The organism is Algoriphagus sp. (genome assembly GCF_029254265.1).
In the GTDB taxonomy this organism is placed as follows: domain Bacteria; phylum Bacteroidota; class Bacteroidia; order Cytophagales; family Cyclobacteriaceae; genus Algoriphagus.
The window spans coordinates 55997-62511 of the sequence record NZ_JAQWXX010000012.1 but is presented as its reverse complement, the minus strand read 5'-3'; the positions used below and the strand labels follow the sequence as shown (position 1 = coordinate 62511).

4 protein-coding genes are annotated in these 6515 nt (G+C 38.2%); 3 read left to right on the top strand and 1 reads right to left on the bottom strand.

Going from position 1 to position 6515, the window contains the following annotated elements; translation table 11 throughout:
* Positions 1-154 precede the first annotated feature (154 nt).
* Positions 155-529, bottom strand: a complete 375-nt coding sequence (locus P8O16_RS01375; protein ID WP_300310088.1) for a GxxExxY protein — start codon at positions 527-529, stop codon at positions 155-157.
* A 298-nt stretch (positions 530-827) separates the two neighbouring features.
* Here P8O16_RS01375 and P8O16_RS01370 point away from each other — a divergent pair, with 298 nt between their 5' ends.
* From P8O16_RS01370 to P8O16_RS01360, 3 genes are all read left to right on the top strand, one after another.
* Positions 828-1799: a MoxR family ATPase gene (locus P8O16_RS01370; RefSeq protein ID WP_300310087.1), complete on the top strand. Its 972-nt coding sequence runs from the start codon at positions 828-830 to the stop codon at positions 1797-1799.
* Between the two features lie 190 nt (positions 1800-1989).
* Positions 1990-3492, top strand: coding sequence for a hypothetical protein (locus tag P8O16_RS01365; RefSeq protein ID WP_300310085.1), 1503 nt, complete (start codon positions 1990-1992; stop codon positions 3490-3492).
* Between the two features lie 105 nt (positions 3493-3597).
* Positions 3598-6474: a TonB-dependent receptor gene (locus P8O16_RS01360; RefSeq protein WP_300310090.1), complete on the top strand. Its 2877-nt coding sequence runs from the start codon at positions 3598-3600 to the stop codon at positions 6472-6474.
* Positions 6475-6515: the final 41 nt, after the last annotated feature.

Here is a 6515-nt window from a genome sequence, read left to right as displayed (position 1 = left end):
TTTGGATTATGGGAATAGGAGGTTAAATACTTTTTGAAATAAAATCTCTGTGAGACCTCAGTGCTCTCTGTGCCTCTGTGTTAAGCAAATATTTTTTTCACCACAGAGTCACGGAACACACAGAGAATACCACGGATGTAATTGGGACCATTGGTTAGTCATTAACCACTCTCTTTAAGCCATCTACCAACTTTGGTACATTAAAATTAATTAGTAATCCAAGTCTGAATCCCCCTAGTCTCAAATAGGTAAGTGTTTGAGCTAAATGAATATTTGCCAATTCCTCAACTGCTTTAATTTCTACAATGATTCTATCTTCAACCAAAAGATCCAATCGATAGCCAGCTTCGAGTTTAATACCCTTGAAAACAACAGGCAAGATGACTTGTGTCTCTACTTTTAAATTTTGGGTTCTTAACTCATGCGCCAAACAAAATTCGTATGCACTTTCCAATAAACCTGGTCCTAGCTGCTTGTGAACTTCGATTGCAGCTCCAATTATTTTTGAGGTAGTTTCATTTTCATTCATAGGAACTAAACTAATGACTATTTAGTGTTTTGATAAATAGTTGATAATGAATTATGTAAAAATAATTTTCTCTGTGAGACCTCAGTGCTCTCTGCGGCTCTGTGGTAAAGAAATTGAGTGCCATAAATAAATCTAGCCTTAATCATTAGGTTATAAAAGTATCATAAATATCCTCCTCTTAAAAAATCATAAAATTCACCTTAAAATCAGGCTTTACCGTTCGGAAGATTTAAGATTGTTGGTTGGAGCAAAAACCTCTATTTTAGAGTTCGAATACTAATCCAAAACGATTCATTCCATGTATCAGGAAAAAATAGCAGATGTAATTCAGGAAGTAAAGAAAGTAATTGTAGGTCAGGACAAAATGGTCAATCGACTTTTGATTGGTCTTTTCACCAATGGACACATTTTATTAGAAGGTGTGCCAGGCTTGGCGAAAACGCTAACTGTAAATACACTGGCAAGAGTACTTCATTTAGATTTTAACCGAATCCAATTTACCCCTGATTTACTTCCTGCCGATTTGATCGGTACGATGATCTATAATCAACAGAACGGTAGTTTTGAAGTGAAAAAAGGTCCGATTTTTTCCAATTTGATTTTGGCGGATGAGGTCAACCGATCTCCAGCTAAAGTGCAATCTGCACTTTTGGAGGCCATGCAAGAGAAGCAGGTTACAATTGGGGAGACCACTTTTATGCTAGATCGCCCATTCTTGGTATTGGCAACACAAAACCCGGTAGATCAAGAAGGAACTTACCCATTGCCTGAAGCGCAAGTCGATCGATTCATGATGAAGGTGCATATTGATTATCCAAGCAAAGCCGATGAAATGGAAGTCATGCGGAGAATGGCGAATATGACTTTCAGTTCAGAAGTCAATGCCATGCTTACCAAACAAGATGTATTTGACATCCGAAATGAGATCAATGCGGTGAAAATGGCAGAGCCTTTGGAACACTATATTATTGAGTTGGTATTTGCTACCAGATTCCCAGTTCAATACGGTTTGAAGGATGAAGCGAAATACATTCAGTTTGGGGTTTCTCCTCGAGCAAGCATTAATTTGAATCTCGCTTCCAAGGCAGTTGCTTATATGGATGGACGAGATTATGTATTGCCTGAGGACATCAAAGAAATTGCTGAGGATGTGCTAAATCACCGAATAATTTTGAATTATGAAGCTGAAGCTGATGGAATCAATACTCGAGACCTTGTAAAAATTCTCCTGGAAAAAGTGCCGATTAATAAGTCGGTAACATTGAAGTAACATAAAAACACGGTTTAAAGGGCTGCTATCAAAGCAGCCCTTTTTTTATGCCATTTTTATTAATTCAATATTAAATTCTGTATGGAATTTTAAAAAAAGGATAATTCAGATAATTCTTTTGGGGGTATTTATTGCGCCACATTTGTAGCATCAAAAAATGGAAAACCACAATTCAATTAATACAAACCAAATGAAAAAACTTAATTATCTATTATTAATGTTTTCTGCAATCGTGATCGGACTCACAGGTTGTAAAGACGAAGAAAAACCAGATAATGGTGTTACACTTTCGGGGATTCCAGCTACTGCAACGATTGAGGCTGGAGCGACTTTAGGTCCAGTAACTGCTTCAGCAACTGCTTTAGATGGACTTGTTTCCTTATCTATTACTAAAGACGGGGCTTCTTACGCAACTGTTCCTCTGTCAGGGACAACAGCTTCAGCTCCTTTTGAATATACTGCAACACCTGCAGATGCAGGTAAAAATATTGTTTTTGAATTTAGAGTAACTGATACTGACGGAGATTTCGCGGTTGCTACTCACGTACTTACAGTAGGTGCAGAGGCTACAGTAATAAGAGTTACTTCAAATATTACTGCAAATACAACTTGGGAAAAAGGTAAAACATATATTTTGGGTGGAAGAATCACAGTAACTTCTGGTGCCACCCTGACCATCCAAGATGGTGTGGTTGTAAAGGGTGAAGCAGGTTCAGGATCAAATGCAACTGCTTTAATCATCGCTAGAGGTGCTAAGCTTAATGCTGAAGGAACAGCTTCTTCTCCAATTATTTTTACCACAATTGCTGATAATATTGCTCCAGGCCAAATTGCATCTCCAAATTTGACGCCTGACTTGAATGGTCTTTGGGGTGGTTTGCTTATTTTAGGAAAAGCTCCAATTTCAGTAGCTGGGGATTTGACTGAAAAACAAATTGAAGGTATTCCACCATCAGATACTAATGGACTTTACGGTGGAACAGACGCTGCCGATAATTCAGGTACAATCAAATTTGTCTCAGTTCGTCATGGTGGTGCAAACATCGGTGAAGGAAATGAGATTAATGGAATTACGCTAGGTGGTGTTGGTTCTGGAACAGTGATCGAAAATGTAGAGGTGATTGGTAACCAAGATGACGGAATTGAGTGGTTCGGAGGAACTGTAAACGTAACGAATGCTATCGTTTGGAATCCTGGTGATGATGGAATGGATACCGATCAAGCTTGGGCTGGTACTTTGGATAACTTTATCGTAATCGCTGGATCCGAAACTGATCACACTTTAGAAATTGACGGTCCTGAAGGAGCTTTATTGGCTGGTCATACATTGAAAAATGGTTCCATTAAAGGAAATAATGTAGCGGAGCTAGGTGATTTCAGAGATGGAGCAAGAGGAACATTTGAGAATCTTTACTTCTTCAATTTTGCTGATCCAGCTACAACTGATGGAAGAGGTGACCTATCTATCTCTGGTGATAAGTCTGTGGCAAACTTCGCTGATGGTTCACTTAAATTCATCAAGTTAGAAGCTACACTTGCTCAAGGAGTTTCTCTAAGCACGGTATTCAAGGGTGGAACTGTTGCTTCAGCAACAGAAGTAGCTGCTGATGCAAACACAGTAGGAGCAACTAAGGCCGCATTCGCAACATGGTCATGGGCTGCAGTAGATGGACAATTAGCTGACTTTAAATAATATCTTTTAATAATATTAGAAGGAGGAAGACCTCGCAAGGAAACTTCCTCCTTCTCTTTATTAAAATTCAATTGCTGTATGAAAAAGAACTCAAACAAAGTATTCATGAAAAGGACCTTGATCATTGTCCTTGTAGTACTTTCACAAATTATCGCAGGATTTGCTTTCGCTCAAAAAGGAACCATCAGAGGAACTATTTTTGAGGAAGGAACAGGAGAACCAATTTTCGGAGTCTCAGTTCTAGTCAAAGAAACCTCCACTGGTGCCATCACTGATTTTGATGGGAAATTTGAAATTCAAGTTGAGCCAGGATCTTACACCCTTCAGATCTCTTACATTTCTTACGCTACATTAGAGCTTACTGCAGTTGAAGTAAAAGCTGGAGAAACAAATGTTCTTAATGACATCCTGATGGCTGAAGAAGCATCAGAACTTGAGACTGTAACTATTGCAGCGTCTGCAATACGTACAACAGAATCTGCTTTGATGTCTGTAAAAAGAAATGCTGCCAACTTATTGGATGGTATTTCAGCAAGCACATTCCGTCAAATTGGTGATGGAGATGCAGCTTCCGCTGTAAAGAGAGTAACAGGTGTATCTATCGAAGGAGGGAAATACATTTACGTCAGAGGTCTTGGGGATCGATATACTAAGACCGTAGTAAATGGTGTAGATGTCCCAGGATTGGATCCTGACAGAAACTCTATCCAAATGGATATTTTCCCGACAAACGTTATTGATAATATCATTGTTTCGAAGTCGTTTACGGCAGATCTTCCTGCTGATTTTACCGGAGGAGTGGTAGATATTGAAACAAAAGATTTTCCAGAAGAAAAATCAATGAGACTTAGTTTGAGTGGAGGAATTAATCCCTCCATGCACTTTAATCCAAACTATGTTAAATACGATGGTGGTAAAAAAGATTGGTTAGGATATGATGATGGTACACGAGCTAATCCAACGGCAGGTATCACTGATATCCCACAATATGCTGATGTAGTGGGTAATCCCAATAGTCCCCGAGGATTAGAGTATCAGAATATCTTGGGAAATTTTAATAAAACCCTTGGAGGTTATAGAAGTAATAGCCTGATGGATATGGGGTTGAGTTTCTCTTTAGGAAATCAAATCGCAAGATCAAGAGCAACTTGGGGCTATAATTTCGCTTTGACCTATAAAAATGAAACCGAATTTTATCAGGGAGCAGAATTCAATTTATATGGAAAGCCAAGTGAATCTAATGTAAACGAATTAGAACCTTTAGAAAGACAGAAAGGTGATTATGGAGTAAATAATGTCCTTCTTGGTGGTATAGCAGGAGTAGCTTTAAAAACTCAGAATTCGAAGTTTAGATTGAATTTTATGAAGCTTCAGAATGGTGAATCTAAGGCTGGCGTGTTTGATTTTATTGGAACTAACCTGGGAGCGAATTTTGAGGCAAAGCAATATAACTTAGAGTACAGTGAGCGTTCTTTGACCAACATATTATTGGGAGGGGAACACTTTTTAGCTGGTGGTAAATGGAATGTGAATTGGAAAGTGTCACCAACTATCTCTAAGATCAATGATCCGGATATTCGATTTACTAGATTTAGAGAACCAACAAATACAATTTCTACTGAAGTGGGGCTTCCAGAGCGTATCTGGAGAAATCTTGATGAGCAAAACATAGTCGGTAAATTGGATTTGACTAATCAGTATAGCGTATTTGGAAGAGACGCGAAATTCAAATTTGGAGGTAATTATGTGTACAAGACACGTGATTTTGATATTCAGAATTTCCAGTTTCCTACAGGTAATACCATTTTCACTGGAGATCCAAATGCAATCTTAGATGATGCAAATCTTTTCAGTGCAAACAACCGGAATGGGGTTAGATATAATCCAAGCTTTATCCCAATCAATCCAAACTCCTACAATTCAAATGTAAATAGCATTGGAGCCTATTTATCAACTGAAATCAATCCTGCTGAAAAACTGAAAGCTGTGGTAGGTTTGAGAATGGAAAACTATGTACAGAAATATACTGGTACAAATCAAAACGGTTCTATTGTGTTAAATGATGATACTGTTTTGGATGAGACTGATTTCTTTCCTACTATAAACCTAATCTACTCAATAAAAGAAAAACAAAATTTAAGATTTTCTGCTACTAGAACTATTGCCAGACCATCTTTCAAAGAATTGTCCTATGCTGAGATCTTAGATCCAATCACTGGAAGAACATTTATTGGTGGATTATTCCAAGAAGTAACTAATGGTGGATCAGAAGTGATTTGGGATGGAAAGCTGACTCCAACGAGAATAAATAACTTTGATGTAAGATGGGAAGCATTCCAGGAAAGAGGTCAAATGTTTTCTGCAAGTGCATTCTACAAATCATTTGACAGACCAATTGAAATTGTTCAATTCTTGTCAGATGCTGGATCATTTCAACCAAGAAACGTAGGAAATGGTCAAGTGATAGGTTTGGAATTCGAATTCAGAAAGAGTCTTCAATTCCTAGCTCCAGCATTAGAAAATTTCACTTGGAATACTAACGTGACGATCACTGAATCTACAATCAAAATGTCTGGGTCAGAATTCAGATCAAGACAACTCTCTGCTCGTGAGGGTGAGTCTGTAGAGGACACAAGGAGCATGGCTGGCCAGGCACCATACATTATCAACACGGGCTTAGCATATCAAAGCTTTGTTACAGGTTGGGAAGCTGGTCTATTTTATAACGTGCAAGGACCAACGTTGAACTTTGTTGGATTTGGAAATCAAACCGATAATTATACCGTTCCTTTCCATAGCTTAAACTTGAATATCAATAAATCCTTTGGTGCGGATGAGCGAATTCAAGCTGGATTTGGAATTCAAAATATGTTAAACGATAGGAGAGAATTGGTATTCCAATCTTACGAAGCGCAAGATCAGATCTTCACAAGTTTAGCTCCTGGTGTTAAAATGACATTTAGAGTGGCATTCTCATTCTAACCAATAAAATTACCACAGTGAAAATGGCTCCCAGATTCTGG

What these genes read in the sequence shown, in the direction of transcription:
- P8O16_RS01375 (WP_300310088.1), bottom strand. Translation starts at nt 529, where the DNA reads ATGAATGAAAATGAAACTACCTCAAAAATAATTGGAGCTGCAATCGAA.
- P8O16_RS01370 (WP_300310087.1), top strand. Translation starts at nt 828, where the DNA reads ATGTATCAGGAAAAAATAGCAGATGTAATTCAGGAAGTAAAGAAAGTA.
- P8O16_RS01365 (WP_300310085.1), top strand. Translation starts at nt 1,990, where the DNA reads ATGAAAAAACTTAATTATCTATTATTAATGTTTTCTGCAATCGTGATC.
- P8O16_RS01360 (WP_300310090.1), top strand. Translation starts at nt 3,598, where the DNA reads ATGAAAAGGACCTTGATCATTGTCCTTGTAGTACTTTCACAAATTATC.